Origin of the sequence: Alkalicoccus daliensis (assembly GCF_900103955.1) — a bacterium.
Lineage (GTDB): Bacteria > Bacillota > Bacilli > Bacillales > Salisediminibacteriaceae > Alkalicoccus > Alkalicoccus daliensis.
This window is the reverse complement of sequence record NZ_FNIL01000002.1, coordinates 336,208-352,412: the sequence shown is the minus strand read 5'-3', so window position 1 is coordinate 352,412 and position 16,205 is coordinate 336,208. Positions and strand designations below refer to the sequence as shown.

Genomic DNA, 16,205 nt, shown 5'->3' with positions numbered 1-16,205 from the left:
AAATAAACTGTGGATTTTCTTTGCCGCATTCTTTCTCTCTACTTTCATTATACTGCGAATTTTAAATGAATTACAGACTGTAATTTACATGATTCCTGTATTATAATTTCTACACAATTTAAAGCGGAAGGAATGATATGAGATGCACGAGAAAAAAGAGATGTTGGATCAGGGGCCATTTTTTCATGGGACAAAAGCGGAACTTAACATCGGAGATTTATTGGAGGCGAATTATTTATCGAATTATCAGAAGAAAAAGTCCAATTACATCTACTTTACTGCTACGTTGGAAGCCGCAAAATGGGGAGCAGAGCTCGCAGCTGCCTCTGCAAAAGAAAGAATATATATCGTGGAACCGTCAGGCGACTTTGAAAATGATCCGAATCTTACGGATCAAAGATTTCCAGGCAACCCTACCCGGTCCTACAGATCGAAGTTCCCTTTAAAAATAGTTGCGGAATTAGGGGCTTGGGAACGACATTCAGAAAAAGAAATCAATCATATGCTTTCTTCCTTAAAAAAATTGAAGGAGGAAGGAAAAAATGTGATCTATGATTAATTTCCAGGAGAGGAGCAGCTTAACTCATTATGCGTCCGTCTATCAAACTTGGCTAATTTCGGCCCGCTGCCAAACATTCATACTAAACACGGTAAATTTAAGGGATCCGGTATTCCTGGATTTAAATGATAGCGCGTTTACGGGAAAGCAGCAGTATTCCTGCTAAAATGACTGCCAACCCAAGGAACATGGCAACAGGATAGGAGGTAGAGGTTGCTGGAAGCTCCTCTCCTTCTTCTCCCATGACAATAGGTATTTCCAGTTCGTGTGTACGGCTGCCATCATCTGCACTTTCTTCAAATAAAATCACGGTCAGATGCCTTGCTGCTTCTTCGGATGCTGCGACTTCAATCTCCAGACTGAAATCGCCCCATTCCGGACCACCTGCCGTCGCTGTAGTAAATCCTTCTGCAATTTCTGATCCGTCCTCTACAACCACATAGGAAACAGTTGCTTCAAAAACCCGTGCTTCTCCTTCTATATGGATTGTATGTCCATGTGCTTCTGCACTGTGAATACGGAACGAATCATTTTCATACATTACTTCTGTGTCAGCTCCGACAGGGATGGCGAAAAGAAAACAAGCAAGAAGCAGTATTGCAGCCATTATTAATCTGCTCATAATTAATCCTCCCATTTCTGGAAAGACCGGACCCCATATTTTCTATTTTATCCTGATTTAAGTTAATTTAACAGAATAATTAGAATTTTATAGTTGTACTTTTAACCGTACTAAAAGAATCGATGAGCAAAACTGGCAGTTGAAGATTTAAGGAGCAGGCTTTCAGGCAGGTCTGATTTTAATTTTACTGGAGTCGACCAAACTTCTTAGAAAAAATAAAACGATTGAAAAAAATATCCAATCGTTTTTGATACTATTTCATTTTATTCTTTTTCGAATCCCAGGAATATCCGGATTTCCCCATGTAAATTAATACGCCGGCTGAAGAAAGAACCGCGAGTATCCCAATCAGAAATTGCATGATGCAGCCTCCTTAAAATCAGATGAAAACAAAAATTAGGAATTTCTTTCTCTATCATCGTGTCAATTATACTTCTTCTACCACGGAGCTGCCTTCCGTCTCTTCTTTATAAAGCCATTTCCACTTCTCATGGAGCCGGATTTTTCCGTTATCCAGTACCTCTGGCGTAGAAATGCACTCGCCTCCCCGCAGTTCATTTTCGGTATTTACGTGATTGTACCGGAACTTCAAAGAACCGTCCTCACTAACGAGTCCGACCAGACGCCCCTTCACTATTTCCCCGCCGCCGTAGTCTGCCGTAAGAATATTGTCTTCCTGGCTGTATTCAAAATAAGTTTTCGATGATACTTCTCCGTTTTCTGTGTTGGAAGTGGACACGAAAGTCCGGCCATTATAATTAATCACGTTTCTACCTCCTGCATATTGATTTGCCTCTCCTTTAGAGCAGTTGAACCAACCTTTTAAATTTTAATTTCCCTTACTTTATCTATTAGACACTTCCAGCTATTTTCCTTTATTCTGAGAAATATTTTCTCCTTGTAACACGAATCCCTATGCATATATGTCAGTTTATTTATTACTTTTTAGCGGAATTAATTCCCTATCTTTTCTTATTTTCTTACCCTGGTCTTCCTTTCAAAAGAATTTCCTCGAAAATGAAAATTCCGATATACTAGTTGTATTGAGCCAGAATAGTTTTGATGAACCCTGGAAATTTAACAAAGTCGCAGTGGAAGTCCAGATTCATATGTGGAATAAAAGTTAGCGATTTATTTATAATTAGAGGAGGTGGAAACAAATGAGCAGTTCTCAAAATGAAATGAAGCTTATTATCCCCCAGGGCTGTGACAATGCACCAAGAAAACAAATAATGATTGATTTCACTGCAGCTATGCTGAACCAGCAAAATGAAATCATTAAAAAATATGCTGATGAATCTATTGTATGGCATCAATTGAAAGATAATAAAACGATAGAGGGGCAAAGTTCATTCATCAGTGCTTTGCAGGATGAAAATAAAGACACGCCTGACTGCCTGGAAATTTACCAAGTGATCACGCACGGGAAATTCGCTTCCATAAACGGTGTAATAATATTAGCAGATACTTCGAAAATTGATTTTTGTGATGTATATACGTTCAGTAATACTGCAAAGTCCGGTAAGGTGAAGGAAATAAGATCTTATAGGTTATCACCTTAAATTATACTTATTTTTTAAATATGCTTCATCTACACCTCTTCGAAAAAAATCTAATTCCTTCTTATGAATATCCTGTTTCACTGAATCTACAAATCATATTAAACATTCGCTTTATTCAAAAGATAAAATAAATATTGATTGCCCTTGATTCAAATAAGAAATTTCGGGTATAATACTTATAACAAGCGATACAAAAGACCGCTAGTGTCTCACCACTAACGGTCTGCAGCAGTCAGTAGCTTTACAAGGGTTGGCTGGAAGAGGTTATTAAAAATAAGCCCTTCAATTATTGAGCCTGACCACTCAATAGGGGCTTATTTTTTATGGTTAAATGCGAGCATCGCTACAATTAAAATCCCGAAGGAAATCATCAGCGACAAAGCCTCTGCAATAGAAACCATATAGGCATCACCTCCTTTCAGAAGGCGTGCCAACCCCTATGAGTTTACTGAACTGCTGTCTCTTCATTATACCTCAATTTCCCAATTCACTCTGCAGCATTTTTAGTTTCTGAAGTATATTTAAAGCCTACTCACTTAGAAGAAAATAAGTTTTCACAAAAATAGCGAATACCTAAGATTGCTACTGAAGGTATCCGCTATAATTATTGGAAAAGATGAAACTTACCGCACCCGAATATGTTCTATTCCTTCTTCGGCTGGATGCACCGGTAGTTCAAAAACCTGCTCCTGCGGATATCCACCGCCCGCAATTCTGACGATAATTTCTTCCCCTGCAGAAAAGTCATATTGACGCATGTCCACCTGGAAATACCCTTCTTCATCGACTTCCAGGTCTACTATCGATCTATCGGAAATATCTTCTGCATCAGTAAATTCAAAGCGAATCGTTTCTTCAGGACCGACTCTTCCTTCATAAGAAATAGTGTTTTCGTGCACGCCAGGGAGTAATAAATGATCATATACCTGGTCCATCAAGTGTTCTTTTGATGAAGCGATGTTTCTGTGGTGTGCCTCCCTTTTTTCCTCACTCATCGACACTAATTCACTGGTATTTCCTTCTTCCCAATCTATATTTTCTTCTTCTGTTTCTTCATTCTCTTCTTCCATTCCAGTCGTTTCGTTTCGCACTTCTCCCGTTACTTTATCTATATAATACCAACGGAGCGTCTGCGTGGCTTGCTGCTCCGCATCCTCAGGTACGAATGAAAATACCTGTGCTCGGTATCCTTCCTCTTCTCTATCGTCTACCATGATCTTCACGTCTTCGGTTTCAAAATCTTCATTTTCCTCCATATAATCAAATACTATTTCTGCCACATCATCTTCAGGAATTTCTTCTTTTGTTTCATTATTATCAGCATTGTCACCCGAGTTATCATTTTCAGGGTTATTGTTCTCTACTTCACTATTTTGATTTTCATTGTTTCCAGTTTCTAAAGCCTCTTCCTGTTGATTATTCTCGTTGCTGTTTTGCTCGTTACCCTCTGCACTATCATTAAGATTTTCAGCGTCATCAAGCTCATTAGCTTCTTCTGGTGAATTTTCCTCGTCACTGTTTTCTTCATTATTATTGAAGTTTTGACTGCTTTCCTGCGTCTCTTGATCGTTTTCGTTCTCATCTTCAGTTTCGGTATCTATTGTCTCACTGTTTATATTTTCTGATGTATCAGTATTTTCCTCTTCCGAAGTCTCTGCAGCTTCATTCATTTCTGAATTCGAATTATCTCCGCAAGCCGAAACAATCAAGCTGCATGCACCTAACAAAATGATTGGATGTAAGGAAATACTTTTTCTCATAGCGAAAAATCCTTTCTAATGAATTGCATGACGAATACAATTTTATACTCTGGGAATATTGCTTTAGTTGCCTTTTCCCTGCACTAACATAATTAAACAATCTTACATTTTCTTGGTTGATCAGCTTGGGGTATATGAATCAAATGATAAATAAAAATTTTATCAGGACTTGTCTGGAGATGTTACAAAAAAAGCCATGCCCTATTGAGTGGACATAGCTCAATAGCGCATGGCTTCATTTATTTTAGATGAAGTGTTTCATAAATTCAGATTTCCAATGAAATAAGTACTGCATTTTTATTTCCTGCCTTGATGAAGATAGCTTCCTGATCAGCATTCACCTTTTCAATAAAGGATTTTAAGTTTTTTTCCTGCTTCCATATAATTTTAAATCATTATTACTTCCTTTTTTATTTTATGATTTCATATTTCACATGGATCACACCTGTTCCCTCTATTGCCTCGGTTGATTTCAGTGCCACAGGCTGTTCTCCAAGTTGTTCAAACAAACGAATCCCTTTGCCCAGTATTACTGGAGCAATATGCAAATCCAATCCATCCAGCAGTCCCTGGCTTATGCATTGCTGCGCTATACTCGCTGTTCCAACGCTCACATCTCTTCCTCCTGCTGCTTTTTTAGCTTGTTTCACTGCTTCTTCCACTCCATCTGTTATGAAATAAAACGGTGTAGCACCTTTCGGAGGGTTCTCGGGTTTATTGTGGGTAACTACAAAAACCGGTACATTGTTAAATGGGTGACTTCCTCCCCATCCATTCACAATATTATAAGTTCTTCTGCCGACAATCATTGCCCCAGTTTTTTCAGCTGCAGCATCGAATAAATCTCTATCAGTCTGGGATAATTGGAAGAAGGGATTGAAGCGGCTGGGGACATCGCCGGAAAACATCCAATGATGAAGCGCTTCTGCCTGAGCTCCTAATGGCTGCTCCTGATTGTCATTTAATCCTGCAATAAATCCATCTAAGGACATTGAGATATTTAAAATCACTTTACTCATTTTAAAACCTCCTCCTAATGAAAAGAATTAAATTACGAGAATAAGTTATCCTGCGTTGAATAGCTGATGCAATTTGTTATTTTTAATTAATATTCACAGAAAAATTATTCCTCCGCTACCTTATCCTGTTTAAGATTATTAATATAAAACTTGGAAATCGATGAAGCCAAGTAATCAAGCGGCTGACTACTGCAGAGCTGACAGTAAAAGTTCAGGAGATAATGAATAAAATTTAAAATGAGTAGCATTTAGAAAAATAATACCTGTCAGCACTATCTTTAAAGTTTGTGTGCTTATTTTTTCACAACTGAAGCGGATTTTCGAGTATTCCTGTTAATGAATATAAGCATTTTAGTTATTTAGAGAACTTTTAAGTTTCAGTTAATTAACCAAATAATTAAAAACGACCCCACGCCTATGAGCAATCCAATTATCCCGTATTTGTACAGCTTCTTTTCCGGCACACTTCCTTCACTGTCGGCATGTCTGAAATTCGGCAGTATTAAACCTACGATCCAGAAAGCAACTGCTATAACAAGCAGGAGGAGTCCTGTTAGAATTTCCATGTTAACCGCCTCCTCATTATTTCCTTTTTTTACCTGACTGTTGTTTTTTGCATATATAAATCATTTGTTTGCTTTCGCCAGTTAAGGGGCTTTCTTCCCAATCTTGGTATACGTTTACTATTTCAAACCCATTTTCATGAAGCATTCTCTCCATTTCTTTTGGGAAACTGTAGCGTAAGTTAATTTGTGTTTTTATTTCTTTCAATATTTCATTACCTGGACTCATGTGTCTTCTGATTGTAATATTATTCTGTACCTGCGTTAAAGAATTATAGTTACTGAATGTAAATACATCAACTTTATTTGAAGTTTCTGCATCTATGTAAGATTTCCAAAACTCCTTCATACCCGTAGTCTGCAATTCTTCCTTATGCGGAGACCGGGTGTCAAAAATAAATATTCCTTCCGGCTTTAAATGATTAAATACTGAGGAAAGAAAAAGATCCTGTGATTCGTTTGTTATAAAATGCTGAAATGAATTGCCTGCTGAATAAATTAGTTCACTTTCAATGTCTAGTGCCAGCTCTGTACAGTCATCTTGTATCCATGCTATCTCCTGCTGCAGATGAGAAGCTTTATTCTTTGCTTCGGCCAGCATTCCAGCATGAATGTCTACCCCAATCATATTATTTCCTTCCGCTGCCAGAGGTATGGTTACTCTGCCAGTTCCGCAGGCAATATCAATGATTGGTCCTTCAACGTTCGAGGCCCATTCTCTTAAAAATTTTATATCTTTTTCAAATTAACTATTTTCTTTATCGTAGAGAATTGGATCTGCATATTCTTCTAAATTATCCGTCATACGAATTCCCAATCGGACTTCTGCAGATTCCCACCGGAATGCTTTTCTGATTTAAGTGATGCTTCACATTCAGTACAGCATTTCCCTCGTATACTTCTTTCCTCAGTTGTGCGATTCGTTCTTTCACCTCACTGCTGATTTCCTGTTTTTCCACCAGCTGATGAAACCAGCAGCTGATCTCTTCAGGCGCAATATTTCCCGTAATCGAAGAAAGCCGGTCGTAGCCATACCCTGTTTTTTCTTCCAATTCTTCCTCCCCGCCGGCATAAAAATATAAGTCTTTCTGCAGCGCTGATTTTATTTCTGCTATTTTCTCTTTGCTTCCGGCGTCTTTGATACCAATTACTGCGTCCAGCTTACTTAATTGAATAATACTTTCTGCTGACAAATCAAATCCGGTTCTTCCAGGATTGTTATATAAAATTACTGGCTTCTCACAGAGCTTGATAATACTCTCCGCATAAATAACAGCTTCTTCCTGTGTCGGCTTTACATACGGCGGAAAACCCAGCATAATGCCTGATATGTGAGATTTTCTGATTTTCTCTGCCAGCTGCTCTGCCTCTTTTTGTCTTACGGCAGCCACTCCGAAAATTATTTCCATGTTCCTAATTAACTCCACTTCTCTTTCCAGGCCATTCGCTAACTCGATTTTCTCCTGAAGGCTTAAACTGTGCTGCTCCCCGGTACTTCCTGAAACAAGTACAGATCGCATCCCCTGCTGGTAAAGATCCCGGATGTGAGCGATTGTTCCTGCGATGTTTAAGGATTCGTCCTCGAAAAAAGCAGTTGGTACGGCAATGTGCACTTTTTCATTCAGCACGATACATACTCCTTTTGTCTGGTGATTTTCGTAGAGATGTTGCTAAACTTTTATTCGTTGTAGTAAGTCATTACCCAGGCGTTACTAGAAACAAAGATGCAATACCGATAATAGTTAAGAACAGCTGCAGGACGATCCCGATGATGCTGAGAATCACACCCGCTTTTGCAAGTTTCCCGCCCTGCTCCATCGATTTTTCGATTTCTTTTTGGGCGATGAGTGAAATTACGAGTCCTACGATTCCAAGAAATAATCCGAACGAGAGTATGATTATTGATAAAATTCCCAAGATGAAACCTGCGATCGCTTTTGCATTCGTTTTAGTATTTGCGGCTATTGGACTCTCCTCCTAAAAATTAACTTCCAAGCAAATGACGTATTTTCAATTATGATTTGGCAGAATTTTGTTTATTACTCTTTATTATATATGACAGGACTTTTAAATTTCCACTTTTCCCAGACTTCATCTATGGTTGCGAGCTCCTTCATGAAATGACTGACGTTTATTCTGCTCGTTTTCCCTGCATTGAAGAGAGGGCTTCGGATAGGAGATGCGTATACTTCATATAAACTTTCTTCGTTATGGTCCACCAAAGTATCAGGACGTACAATTACCCATTCGATATTTTCATTTCTCCTCCCTGCTTCCTTCACCAGAAAATCAGCAGCCTTCACATTATCCTTGTGTGGAGGAATCAGCATTTTTAATAGAGAAAGGATAATTTTTTCGCTTTTCGTATTTGTTTCAGTCGCCTCATCAGTGTAGCCTGCGGTGCTCATAAGTATCAGTTTCACTTTGTGACTGGGTTGATTTTCGATGATTTCCGTTATTCTTTTGACTGCATGAAACACCAGATACCTGGGGTTCCCAAACATCCCCTTGCAGGAAGGGTTGTGTCCAAGACAAGAAATAATAACATTACACTCACTTACCAGTGACTCCATCTGCAAATCAGTTAATTCACTGATATTCCCTTTCATTGTTTCTACGAAGGGACTTTCTTTTATCTCTTCCTCCAGTATTGCACTTTCCCTGACAAGAATTCGGCAATGGATATTTCTTTGCATAAATTGTTTTACAACCAGTTTCCCCGTAGCGCCGCTTGCCCCCAGAACTAATACTCTCATTTTCTTCCACCTCTTCCTCTGAGTTTTTTACGCAGGATGAAAAATACGTTCTGCAGGAGTTATTCTGGTTTCTTAACCAATACTCAAATTTTTTCCGCCACTATAAATACATAATCTCCCAAGTTACTGCTGAACTTTTTCACGACAGATTGTATTTGTTTCGATTTTAAGTCCCTGAAATTTACTTTTTGGAAACTTTTTCTTTGAATTCATTATATATGAAACCTTTTCCTAAATCATCCAGTAAATAGGAGAGGATACTAAAGGAGGAGGATGAATATGAGTGAAGTAGTGTTAGATATTCAGTCACTGACGAAAACAGTACATAAGCAAAAAAACATTGTAGAGGACGTATCCTTTCAGATGCAAAAAGGGGAGATTCTCGGGCTGCTCGGACCAAATGGGGCAGGAAAAACTACCACGATCCGCATGATCGTCGGGCTGATCAAAAAGTCGGCAGGCGCTGTGTTTATTAATGGCTATAACATGGATGAAAATGCGCAGAAATGCAGAGCGCAGATTGGTGCGATTGTAGAAAACCCTGTATTCTACGATTATATGAGCGGCTGGAAAAACCTGCAGCAGCATGCACGGATGGCGGTAAATCCCGTCAGCAAAGAAAGAATGGAAGAGATCGTCCGGCTCGTACAGCTGGAACATGCGATTCAGGATAAAGTGAAAAAGTACAGTCTCGGAATGAAACAGCGTCTCGGTGTCGCCCAGGCGCTGCTGCATCAGCCGGCGCTGCTGATTCTGGATGAGCCGACAAATGGACTTGATCCAAAAGGGATCCGGGAATTAAGAGATTATCTACGGGAACTTGCGGATCAGGGAATTTCCACGCTTGTTTCTTCTCATTTACTTTCCGAAATGCAGCTAATGTGTGACCGCGTTGTTATTATGGAAAGCGGGCGTATCATTGATGAAACCGTGATCGGAGATTTAGATGCTGCAGATACCGCCGAAGATCGCGTCGTCGCTTTTCAGTGCGGCACCGGGCAGCAGGCACAGGCGAAAAAATTAATTGAATCTTTGCCTGGCATAGAAATACTGGATTTGGAAGATCAACAGACGTTCGTGCTGAAAATGCAGGCAGAAAAAATCCCTTATATCAATAAGCTTCTCGTGCAAGCTTCCATAGACGTGTATGCGATTGAAAGAAAGAAAACGTCACTGGAAGAAAAGTTTTTATCGCTTACCGCTGCAGATAATGCAACGCTTCAACAGGAGGTGCAGTAATGCTGACGCTTATACAAAACGAATGGATTAAACTCTGGCACAAAAAACAGACATGGGCCTTCGCAATTTTGATTCTGGTGATTACTTTCGGCGCTGCTTTTATGTTCCATTCGTTCCAGCCTGAAACTTCCGGAGAACAGGAAGGAACCTGGGAAGAGGGACTGCAGGAAGAGATCGCAGTGCAGGAGGAAATTATAGAAGAGGAGGATGCAGATGAATGGCTGGTGGAAAATGCTGAAATAACAATACAGCGGAATGAAGAAATGATTGCTGCAGGAGTAAATCCGAATGAAACTAACAATATGATTTTTCTGGAGGAAAGTTTTCCCATCATTGCTTCTTTTATTACGCTGTTTTCTGTAATTGCAGCAAGCTCCATCGTCTCTTCTGAAATTGATAACGGCACAATGAAGCACCTGCTTGTAAGACATTATTCAAGGTGGAAGTTTTTAGCTGCGAAACTGATTACTGTCACAGGTTTTTCACTCACGCTCATTCTTCTATTGCTGGTGTCCAACCTGCTGATAGGCACCCTTTTATTTGGCACAGGCAGCTTCAGCACGCAAATTGTGGTGAATAACTTTGATACAGCACCTTATATTTCCAGCGTTGATCAGATCCTGCCTCCGCGGATCGGCCTGTACTTTTTAAATGTGATAATGTTTATCATTATTTCTTTTGCTGTTTCGATATTATTTAAAAGTCAGACACTCGCAGTCGGCCTTGGTATTTTCATCTTGTTTGCTACAAGCATTGCCCAGGGATTTAATGCCATGCTCGCCGATACAAATTGGTATCAATTTGTATTCCTGCCGCACCTTTCCCTGCCGGAATACGCAATTAGAGAGGAAATACTGCCGGAAGTAGGACTCACTTTTTCCCTTATTGTTCTCGCGGTATATGCAGCAGTATTTTTAGCAGCAAGCTTTACTTACTTCCAGCGGAAGGATTTTGCGGAGTAATTGAAAGCAAAATACAGTGATCCTGGTAAAAAAGAGCCTGACCGCAGTTTCTGCTGCGCAGGCTCTTTTATTGTTCTTATTGGGGAGAGTTTTTATATGGATAAGCTATTTCCTTATCCTTTTCTGCACATGAATTATTAATTATAATATCGAAACTTTCGCTGTATGGGTGCATAAATAACTCATACTGAATCCGGCGCTGTTTATGTGATTTTTTAATATGCTCCAAATCTGCACCGCGCTCGGCTACATCCCGCCGGCTTCTTCGTTCCAGTTCTGTCTCACCGTCCGTGTAGAGAAAGATAGAGATATCATATAAAGACGGATTCACAAAGGCAGCGCTCATTCCTTCTACGATACTGATTTTATTATCTGAAGAAATCAGCGTGCTTCTTAAATAAGGAGTGTCGATCGTCAGAAAATCAAAATCTTTTTTAATCAGTGTAATATCCCTTTCCAGGGAAAGGATGTGATGGGGATTGGGATGACAGGCAGTCATTCGAGAAGAATATTTCTCGTTATGAAATTCATAATCAATTTGAGAATGTTTTCTGAGCTCATTAATAATATAAGGATCTGTATTAAGGTAGTTCACGTCTGTGTTCAGTAACTCTATCAGTTGATTTGCAAACGTCGTCTTGCCGGAAGCCCCGTGGCCTGCTATGCCTATGATGACTTTGCCTTCTTTTTCTTTAGCGAAGGCTGCTATTTTGTTTAATTCTTATTTCATCAGTTCTACTTTGGAGTAGTGACTTTGTACGCTGTTAATCATTTTGCATCTCTCGCCTGCCTGATTTATTCACTTTCTTTCCTTCATTCATCTTTTCCCATTCACTTAGATACATGCGTTTCGTTATATTTAGCGGGTTGGGAAGCTTGCAGATGAGTTCGAGACTATTGCCGTCCGGGTCATTAAAGTGAATTTTTGCATGCGCCATCCCGTCATGCGCCATAACAAAAGGCTCTACTGGTTCAAATCCGAATGCTTCCCTCGGGGGTGAATCTCTGTCATTCAGCCACGCTGCGGAATTTTTCAGCTCTGCTAAAGAAACTTCAAAAGCTATGTGCCGGATAGAAGGATGATAATCGAGCTCTACCTTTTCCGATTCCCATAAACCGAGCCAGCTTTTATCTTTTTCAATCCAGAAGAAAGCCAGCTTATCTTCGTGCTGATGGGAAAACTCCAGGCCCAACTTTTTATAATAGGCAATTGCACGCTGTAGGTTGCTTACCGGTAAATGTGCTTCGTATAGTCCGAGAATCATTATATATTTCCTCCTGTTAAGCTAGTTTAAATGAATGTTTATTCTTAAATATTTATCTTCATTTATTATTTCATTAATCATCAAATAACGTTTTATATACCTCTCCAATTGCTGAAATTTAAATCTGCTATATGGAAAGCTGTTTAGCTGTCTTTTCTTATAAATTCAATATCATTTCTACAGTTTTAAGCTTGTATCCACCTATTTCATCATCGAATTCCCGTATTGTTTGAAACCCTCTGGCTTTATAAAATTTTATGCCATTAACATTTCCCTGTTCGACATCGACATAAATTTCTTTTGCTTTCTCCAGCTGCGTAATTCCTTTTTCCAGCAGAGCAGATCCAATACCTGCTCCCTGAAACTCCGGGTATATGTAAATAGCACCTAATTTCACCTTCCCTTCATCATTTGGGAAGCTTAAATTTACAAACCCTACTACCTCCTCGTCTGCTTCAGCTACGAGCAGCAGGGAACGTTCCAATCTTAAGAGCATGCGGTCGTCACTGTAGGCGAGTCGAATGAATTTTTCCTGTGTCTCCTGTGGTATGAGACCTTCGTAAGTGGCGTTCCATGTAGTTTTTGCCACCTTCTGCACTGCTGGTATATCGGATTCCTTCATTTCTCTTAATATGTAAGGCAATTGAATCTCTCCTTTCTTAGATTTAGATTTAACGTATTGAGAGTGAATTATTTAAGCGGCGTTTGATTCTTTGATATTGTTCTTTTTAATAATGTCACCCACTATAAATCCTAAAAGACCATTGGTTAATATAATTGAAAAATCTTTAGTGATACTCAAAGTAATGATGGCGAAAATAATAGCATAAGATAAAGCATGCGCATTATATTTCATTATATTCACCCCTTCTCGAAAAGCAGTTTTTGCTGCTGTCGTGAAACCTGCTCTAATAAAAGACTTTCTAACTTTCAATCCTGAAAGGACTTTCCAGCAGCGTAATCTCTCCAGTGGCAGGGTTTAACTCAGAAAATGTAAGATACAGATTCTGTTAACAGTTTCCTTAAATCATTTACGATAGGGTCCAACTGCCATTCTTCAGGGTCGCCCCCTCTCTCTGCCCACTCAACAGGGGCATCCGGACCATTGCATTCATAATCATCAAAATAAAGTGCCCTTGAATTGGTGAGAAACTGATTTAATAATGTAGTTACTTTCGATTTTCCTGCTCCCGATACTCCCCCGTCTTCTTTTTAGTATTAACGCTTGAGTTTTATATATTGAGCCTGCTTTCTAAAATATTACTGCTTATGATTGAAAGTTTGTAATTTGGAATTTTCCTGTTATATTTATGTGAAATAACTTAAAAAAGAAGATGGGAGTTTGAATACTTTGAATATTAAGCCGATTATTCTCGGTTTTATCTTGGCATATTTAATAATTAGTCTTCCTGAGATGTTAGGCGTTGGGAAAGTTATCGATTGGGTTCCAGAATCGACACTTCTACAAAAGTTTAAGGTATATTTGATTGAAGGGATAACAACTAACTACCTTTTGAAAATAGTAATTTCAGTAATTGTAAGTGTTATATTTAGCATGTTTTTATCTAGACGCTAAGCAAATAAAAGCAAGTGAATTCTACCTCTTATTTTTGGTATCTTCACTTATTATAAATGGAGTAATTTTGATAGCATTTATATTTCTATTGATCATTTTACTCGTTCCAATTTAAATCAGCAGATTCTATGAAATTCACTAAATAATTTTCTCCTGTTATTTCAAAATTACGACCGTTCATGTGCAGATCTTCAAAATTTGTATAAATGGAATGACGAGTATCTTTGTTTGTTTCAATATCAATAACATATTTTACTCCAGGAGATCCTTGTTTTTCACGTAACTCGGTGTGCGAAGTTTCATTTACCATCCTTTGAAAAAAATCTTCTTCTAAAATAACTTGTTGAGAAAAATTTTCGGAATCTATTTCTTGATTGGTAATAACCACTCGATGCACTGATTCATTTTCAGCAAGTTCTTCTCCCACCACTTCACCAAAAGTATAGGTGTTGGAGCGGTCCCAGAAAAAATATACAAGTATGGCAAATGAGATGATAGAAATAAGTATTAGTGTCGCTTTTCGCATTTAATAACTTCCTTTCTTTCTTTACTGCGTACCACAAAAATAAAAGAACTATCAGGCTCCCATATATGAAGTTCATCAGCTGCATAGCCTCGCAGCCATAATGTTCCATTAACACTTCTAAGATAAAAACCTTTTGGAAATTCGTCCTCTTTTACAATAGGTGTTGATGCGACTGTAATAGATCCTGGAGGAGCATTACTGATATTAGGAACTGTATTACATGATTCTTCTTCAGATTGTTCCAAATACTCCAGCCTAAGATGAGGTGCCAAAGAAATTGGTCCAGGTACCAGACCAACTTCGTAAGCTTTATTGTAAAGCTGCTCCGTGTTAGCTCCGCTTAAGAAGCCGAGATGTTTAACTTTGATTTCGATTGTTTTTACAAGGCACTTCTTCTTAGTATTAAATTCCGAAGCATTCAATAATTGTTTGGCATATTCATTCAGAGAAACCGGCACTTCCTCCAACTTTCTCAATAGTTCCGTTTTAGATAATCCACCTATTTTTACTGTTCTGGCGGTATATTGACAATTAGGATATATAATAATATAGGATCCCTCCTCACTTTTGTTAATTAAGAATTCTATTTATTCCTTAAGAATCAAACCAATCTTTCCCATGCTGTTGAATAAATTCGATATCCTTCTGGTAATGCTCATAATGACCTTCTTCTATCATTTTTCGAAAAGCAGAATCGCCTTCTTGAGATTTTCTTTCCATATACATACACAGCCCTTTTAGTCTCTGTACTACAGTCTCCAGGCCTTTTGCTTTGAGACTTGGTTCTCCATAAGCAGCAAAAAATAATTTAATCCGCTGCTTTCTTTTCGCTGCATCTCGAGAAGCGTCATAGTATACTTTTATCCCTGCTTCGTTAAAATGAAATCTGCTCAGGGGGACACAGGTGTAAAGACAATATGCGAGGTCCCAAACTTTCGGCCCCGGTGCAGCTGCATCGAAATCAATAATTCCTACAGGAAACTCCTCCCTGAAAATCATATTGTAAATCGCAAAATCATTATGACAGATGATCTCGAAAGGCCCAGGTGTATTATCCATCGGTTTCCAGTCGTCTGAAAAAGTAAAGTCACGTACCGCGTTATGGTAGTACCGCAGCATTTCTGCAATTTTCGTTAAAGCTTTATCCGACCACATGTAATCTTTTAAAGGATAATTTCCCGCTTCTCCTTCTATAAACGTAAGGACCTCTCTTTCTTTATCATCTATACCGAGAAATTTTGGTGCGTAATGAAATTTCTTCTTTTCCAGGTGTGCCAGTAATTCATGGATTTTATCGCTGTTTGGATGTAATTTTCTCCGCACGGTTTTGCCAGATTTATATACCTGAGAGACGTTTCCGCCAGCAAGCAGTTCTTCTTTTTCAAATTCGTCCTTCATGAGCGCCTTCCCTTCTCGGTACATTTTACAAGTTTAGATTACATTTAGTTTCTTAATAGATACGGTTCTATTAAAACAACGGCTCTTCTTTCTCTGTAAATTCCAAAAAGAACGGATTAAGCAGTAACGCCAATACTACCACAGTTAAAACAATAGGGATGGTGATACTAAATGGCAGTCCCGCCCACTGCAAAAAAATAGCTGAGGCGGCGGCTGCTATTGGGCTCACCCATACACTCTGTCGTCTTTTTTGCGCAGTAATAAACTGATAGACTCCACAGTTTGGACATTTCTTTGAGCCAAAGGTGAAGAAAAGTTCTTTCCAGCGAAACGAGTAGTTACAGGTAGAGCAATTCGGCAGTTTCACTCAGATTGTCCTCCTTACTGCAGTGTTGATA

General features: G+C 38.9%; 22 protein-coding genes. 4 read left to right on the top strand and 18 right to left on the bottom strand.

Annotation, left to right across the window (positions count from 1 at the left end):
• The first annotated feature begins 142 nt into the window (after positions 1-142).
• Positions 143-559 carry an NAD(+)--rifampin ADP-ribosyltransferase gene (gene arr, locus BLP92_RS06505; RefSeq protein WP_090841757.1) on the top strand — a complete coding sequence of 139 codons (417 nt, stop codon included), beginning with the start codon at positions 143-145 and terminating at the stop codon, positions 557-559.
• Positions 560-680: 121 nt separating this feature from the next.
• Here the strand turns inward: arr and BLP92_RS06500 are convergent, their stop codons facing one another.
• The gene (locus BLP92_RS06500) at positions 681-1,181 is read right to left on the bottom strand and encodes a Gmad2 immunoglobulin-like domain-containing protein (protein ID WP_175444198.1); all 501 of its coding nucleotides are present in this window, start codon (positions 1,179-1,181) and stop codon (positions 681-683) included.
• 427 nt (positions 1,182-1,608) lie between these two features.
• A complete protein-coding gene (locus BLP92_RS06495; protein WP_175444197.1) occupies positions 1,609-1,947 on the bottom strand; it encodes an avidin-fold protein in 339 nt (112 codons plus the stop codon).
• Positions 1,948-2,341: 394 nt separating this feature from the next.
• Here BLP92_RS06495 and BLP92_RS06490 point away from each other — a divergent pair, with 394 nt between their 5' ends.
• Positions 2,342-2,743 carry a hypothetical protein gene (locus BLP92_RS06490; RefSeq protein WP_090841754.1) on the top strand — a complete coding sequence of 134 codons (402 nt, stop codon included), beginning with the start codon at positions 2,342-2,344 and terminating at the stop codon, positions 2,741-2,743.
• Positions 2,744-3,057: 314 nt separating this feature from the next.
• Here the strand turns inward: BLP92_RS06490 and BLP92_RS18335 are convergent, their stop codons facing one another.
• The 8 genes from BLP92_RS18335 to BLP92_RS06455 all read right to left on the bottom strand — a co-directional run bounded on the left by BLP92_RS18335 (position 3,058) and on the right by BLP92_RS06455 (position 8,841).
• Positions 3,058-3,144, bottom strand: a complete 87-nt coding sequence (locus BLP92_RS18335; RefSeq protein ID WP_425284432.1) for a putative holin-like toxin — start codon at positions 3,142-3,144, stop codon at positions 3,058-3,060.
• 222 nt (positions 3,145-3,366) lie between these two features.
• Positions 3,367-4,503, bottom strand: a complete 1,137-nt coding sequence (locus tag BLP92_RS06485) for a hypothetical protein (protein WP_090841752.1) — start codon at positions 4,501-4,503, stop codon at positions 3,367-3,369.
• Positions 4,504-4,913: 410 nt separating this feature from the next.
• A complete protein-coding gene (locus BLP92_RS06480; RefSeq protein WP_090841750.1) occupies positions 4,914-5,522 on the bottom strand; it encodes a dihydrofolate reductase family protein in 609 nt (202 codons plus the stop codon).
• Between the two features lie 377 nt (positions 5,523-5,899).
• Positions 5,900-6,088 (bottom strand): hypothetical protein, encoded by a 189-nt coding sequence (locus BLP92_RS06475; protein ID WP_090841748.1) that lies wholly within the window; start codon positions 6,086-6,088, stop codon positions 5,900-5,902.
• A gap of 16 nt (positions 6,089-6,104) precedes the next feature.
• Positions 6,105-6,818, bottom strand: a complete 714-nt coding sequence (locus BLP92_RS06470; protein ID WP_342028382.1) for a class I SAM-dependent DNA methyltransferase — start codon at positions 6,816-6,818, stop codon at positions 6,105-6,107.
• Positions 6,819-6,879: 61 nt separating this feature from the next.
• On the bottom strand, positions 6,880-7,713 hold the full coding sequence (locus BLP92_RS06465) for a dihydrodipicolinate synthase family protein (RefSeq protein WP_090841746.1): 834 nt from the start codon (positions 7,711-7,713) through the stop codon (positions 6,880-6,882).
• Positions 7,714-7,783: 70 nt separating this feature from the next.
• Positions 7,784-8,017 carry a DUF4190 domain-containing protein gene (locus tag BLP92_RS06460; RefSeq protein ID WP_280138085.1) on the bottom strand — a complete coding sequence of 78 codons (234 nt, stop codon included), beginning with the start codon at positions 8,015-8,017 and terminating at the stop codon, positions 7,784-7,786.
• Positions 8,018-8,124: 107 nt separating this feature from the next.
• Positions 8,125-8,841: an NAD(P)-dependent oxidoreductase gene (locus BLP92_RS06455; protein WP_090841743.1), complete on the bottom strand. Its 717-nt coding sequence runs from the start codon at positions 8,839-8,841 to the stop codon at positions 8,125-8,127.
• 279 nt (positions 8,842-9,120) lie between these two features.
• Between BLP92_RS06455 and BLP92_RS06450 the strand changes: the two genes are divergently transcribed.
• A complete protein-coding gene (locus BLP92_RS06450; protein WP_090841741.1) occupies positions 9,121-10,080 on the top strand; it encodes an ABC transporter ATP-binding protein in 960 nt (319 codons plus the stop codon).
• Positions 10,080-11,042, top strand: a complete 963-nt coding sequence (locus BLP92_RS06445; RefSeq protein ID WP_090841739.1) for an ABC transporter permease — start codon at positions 10,080-10,082, stop codon at positions 11,040-11,042. The genes BLP92_RS06450 and BLP92_RS06445 overlap by 1 nt, the downstream gene beginning before the upstream one ends.
• 76 nt (positions 11,043-11,118) lie before the next feature.
• On the opposite strand, the gene BLP92_RS06440 is transcribed toward BLP92_RS06445, so the two are convergent.
• The 8 genes from BLP92_RS06440 to BLP92_RS06405 form a co-directional block, all read right to left on the bottom strand.
• A complete protein-coding gene (locus BLP92_RS06440) occupies positions 11,119-11,751 on the bottom strand; it encodes a uridine kinase family protein (protein ID WP_090841738.1) in 633 nt (210 codons plus the stop codon).
• Positions 11,752-11,806: 55 nt separating this feature from the next.
• Positions 11,807-12,307, bottom strand: coding sequence for a VOC family protein (locus BLP92_RS06435; protein ID WP_090841736.1), 501 nt, complete (start codon positions 12,305-12,307; stop codon positions 11,807-11,809).
• Between the two features lie 157 nt (positions 12,308-12,464).
• Positions 12,465-12,950 (bottom strand): GNAT family N-acetyltransferase, encoded by a 486-nt coding sequence (locus tag BLP92_RS06430; RefSeq protein ID WP_175444196.1) that lies wholly within the window; start codon positions 12,948-12,950, stop codon positions 12,465-12,467.
• A gap of 51 nt (positions 12,951-13,001) precedes the next feature.
• Complete coding sequence (locus BLP92_RS17980; protein WP_175444195.1) at positions 13,002-13,163, bottom strand: hypothetical protein; 162 nt, start codon at positions 13,161-13,163, stop codon at positions 13,002-13,004.
• A gap of 817 nt (positions 13,164-13,980) precedes the next feature.
• Positions 13,981-14,409 carry a hypothetical protein gene (locus BLP92_RS06420; protein WP_090841734.1) on the bottom strand — a complete coding sequence of 143 codons (429 nt, stop codon included), beginning with the start codon at positions 14,407-14,409 and terminating at the stop codon, positions 13,981-13,983.
• Complete coding sequence (locus BLP92_RS06415; protein WP_425284428.1) at positions 14,391-14,876, bottom strand: helicase; 486 nt, start codon at positions 14,874-14,876, stop codon at positions 14,391-14,393. Before BLP92_RS06415 ends, BLP92_RS06420 begins: the two co-directional genes overlap by 19 nt.
• A gap of 127 nt (positions 14,877-15,003) precedes the next feature.
• Positions 15,004-15,807: an aminoglycoside phosphotransferase family protein gene (locus tag BLP92_RS06410; protein ID WP_090841730.1), complete on the bottom strand. Its 804-nt coding sequence runs from the start codon at positions 15,805-15,807 to the stop codon at positions 15,004-15,006.
• Between the two features lie 70 nt (positions 15,808-15,877).
• Positions 15,878-16,174, bottom strand: a complete 297-nt coding sequence (locus BLP92_RS06405; RefSeq protein ID WP_090841727.1) for a TIGR04104 family putative zinc finger protein — start codon at positions 16,172-16,174, stop codon at positions 15,878-15,880.
• Between the last annotated feature and the right edge of the window lie 31 nt (positions 16,175-16,205).

Excerpts from the sequence above, each read along its gene's own strand:
- arr (WP_090841757.1), top strand. The coding sequence starts at position 143 with ATGCACGAGAAAAAAGAGATGTTGGATCAGGGGCCATTTTTTCATGGG.
- BLP92_RS06500 (WP_175444198.1), bottom strand. The coding sequence starts at position 1,181 with ATGAGCAGATTAATAATGGCTGCAATACTGCTTCTTGCTTGTTTTCTT.
- BLP92_RS06490 (WP_090841754.1), top strand. The coding sequence starts at position 2,342 with ATGAGCAGTTCTCAAAATGAAATGAAGCTTATTATCCCCCAGGGCTGT.
- BLP92_RS18335 (WP_425284432.1), bottom strand. The coding sequence starts at position 3,144 with ATGGTTTCTATTGCAGAGGCTTTGTCGCTGATGATTTCCTTCGGGATT.
- BLP92_RS06485 (WP_090841752.1), bottom strand. The coding sequence starts at position 4,503 with ATGAGAAAAAGTATTTCCTTACATCCAATCATTTTGTTAGGTGCATGC.
- BLP92_RS06480 (WP_090841750.1), bottom strand. The coding sequence starts at position 5,522 with ATGAGTAAAGTGATTTTAAATATCTCAATGTCCTTAGATGGATTTATT.
- BLP92_RS06475 (WP_090841748.1), bottom strand. The coding sequence starts at position 6,088 with ATGGAAATTCTAACAGGACTCCTCCTGCTTGTTATAGCAGTTGCTTTC.
- BLP92_RS06455 (WP_090841743.1), bottom strand. The coding sequence starts at position 8,841 with ATGAGAGTATTAGTTCTGGGGGCAAGCGGCGCTACGGGGAAACTGGTT.
- BLP92_RS06450 (WP_090841741.1), top strand. The coding sequence starts at position 9,121 with ATGAGTGAAGTAGTGTTAGATATTCAGTCACTGACGAAAACAGTACAT.
- BLP92_RS06445 (WP_090841739.1), top strand. The coding sequence starts at position 10,080 with ATGCTGACGCTTATACAAAACGAATGGATTAAACTCTGGCACAAAAAA.
- BLP92_RS06435 (WP_090841736.1), bottom strand. The coding sequence starts at position 12,307 with ATGATTCTCGGACTATACGAAGCACATTTACCGGTAAGCAACCTACAG.
- BLP92_RS17980 (WP_175444195.1), bottom strand. The coding sequence starts at position 13,163 with ATGAAATATAATGCGCATGCTTTATCTTATGCTATTATTTTCGCCATC.
- BLP92_RS06420 (WP_090841734.1), bottom strand. The coding sequence starts at position 14,409 with ATGCGAAAAGCGACACTAATACTTATTTCTATCATCTCATTTGCCATA.
- BLP92_RS06410 (WP_090841730.1), bottom strand. The coding sequence starts at position 15,807 with ATGAAGGACGAATTTGAAAAAGAAGAACTGCTTGCTGGCGGAAACGTC.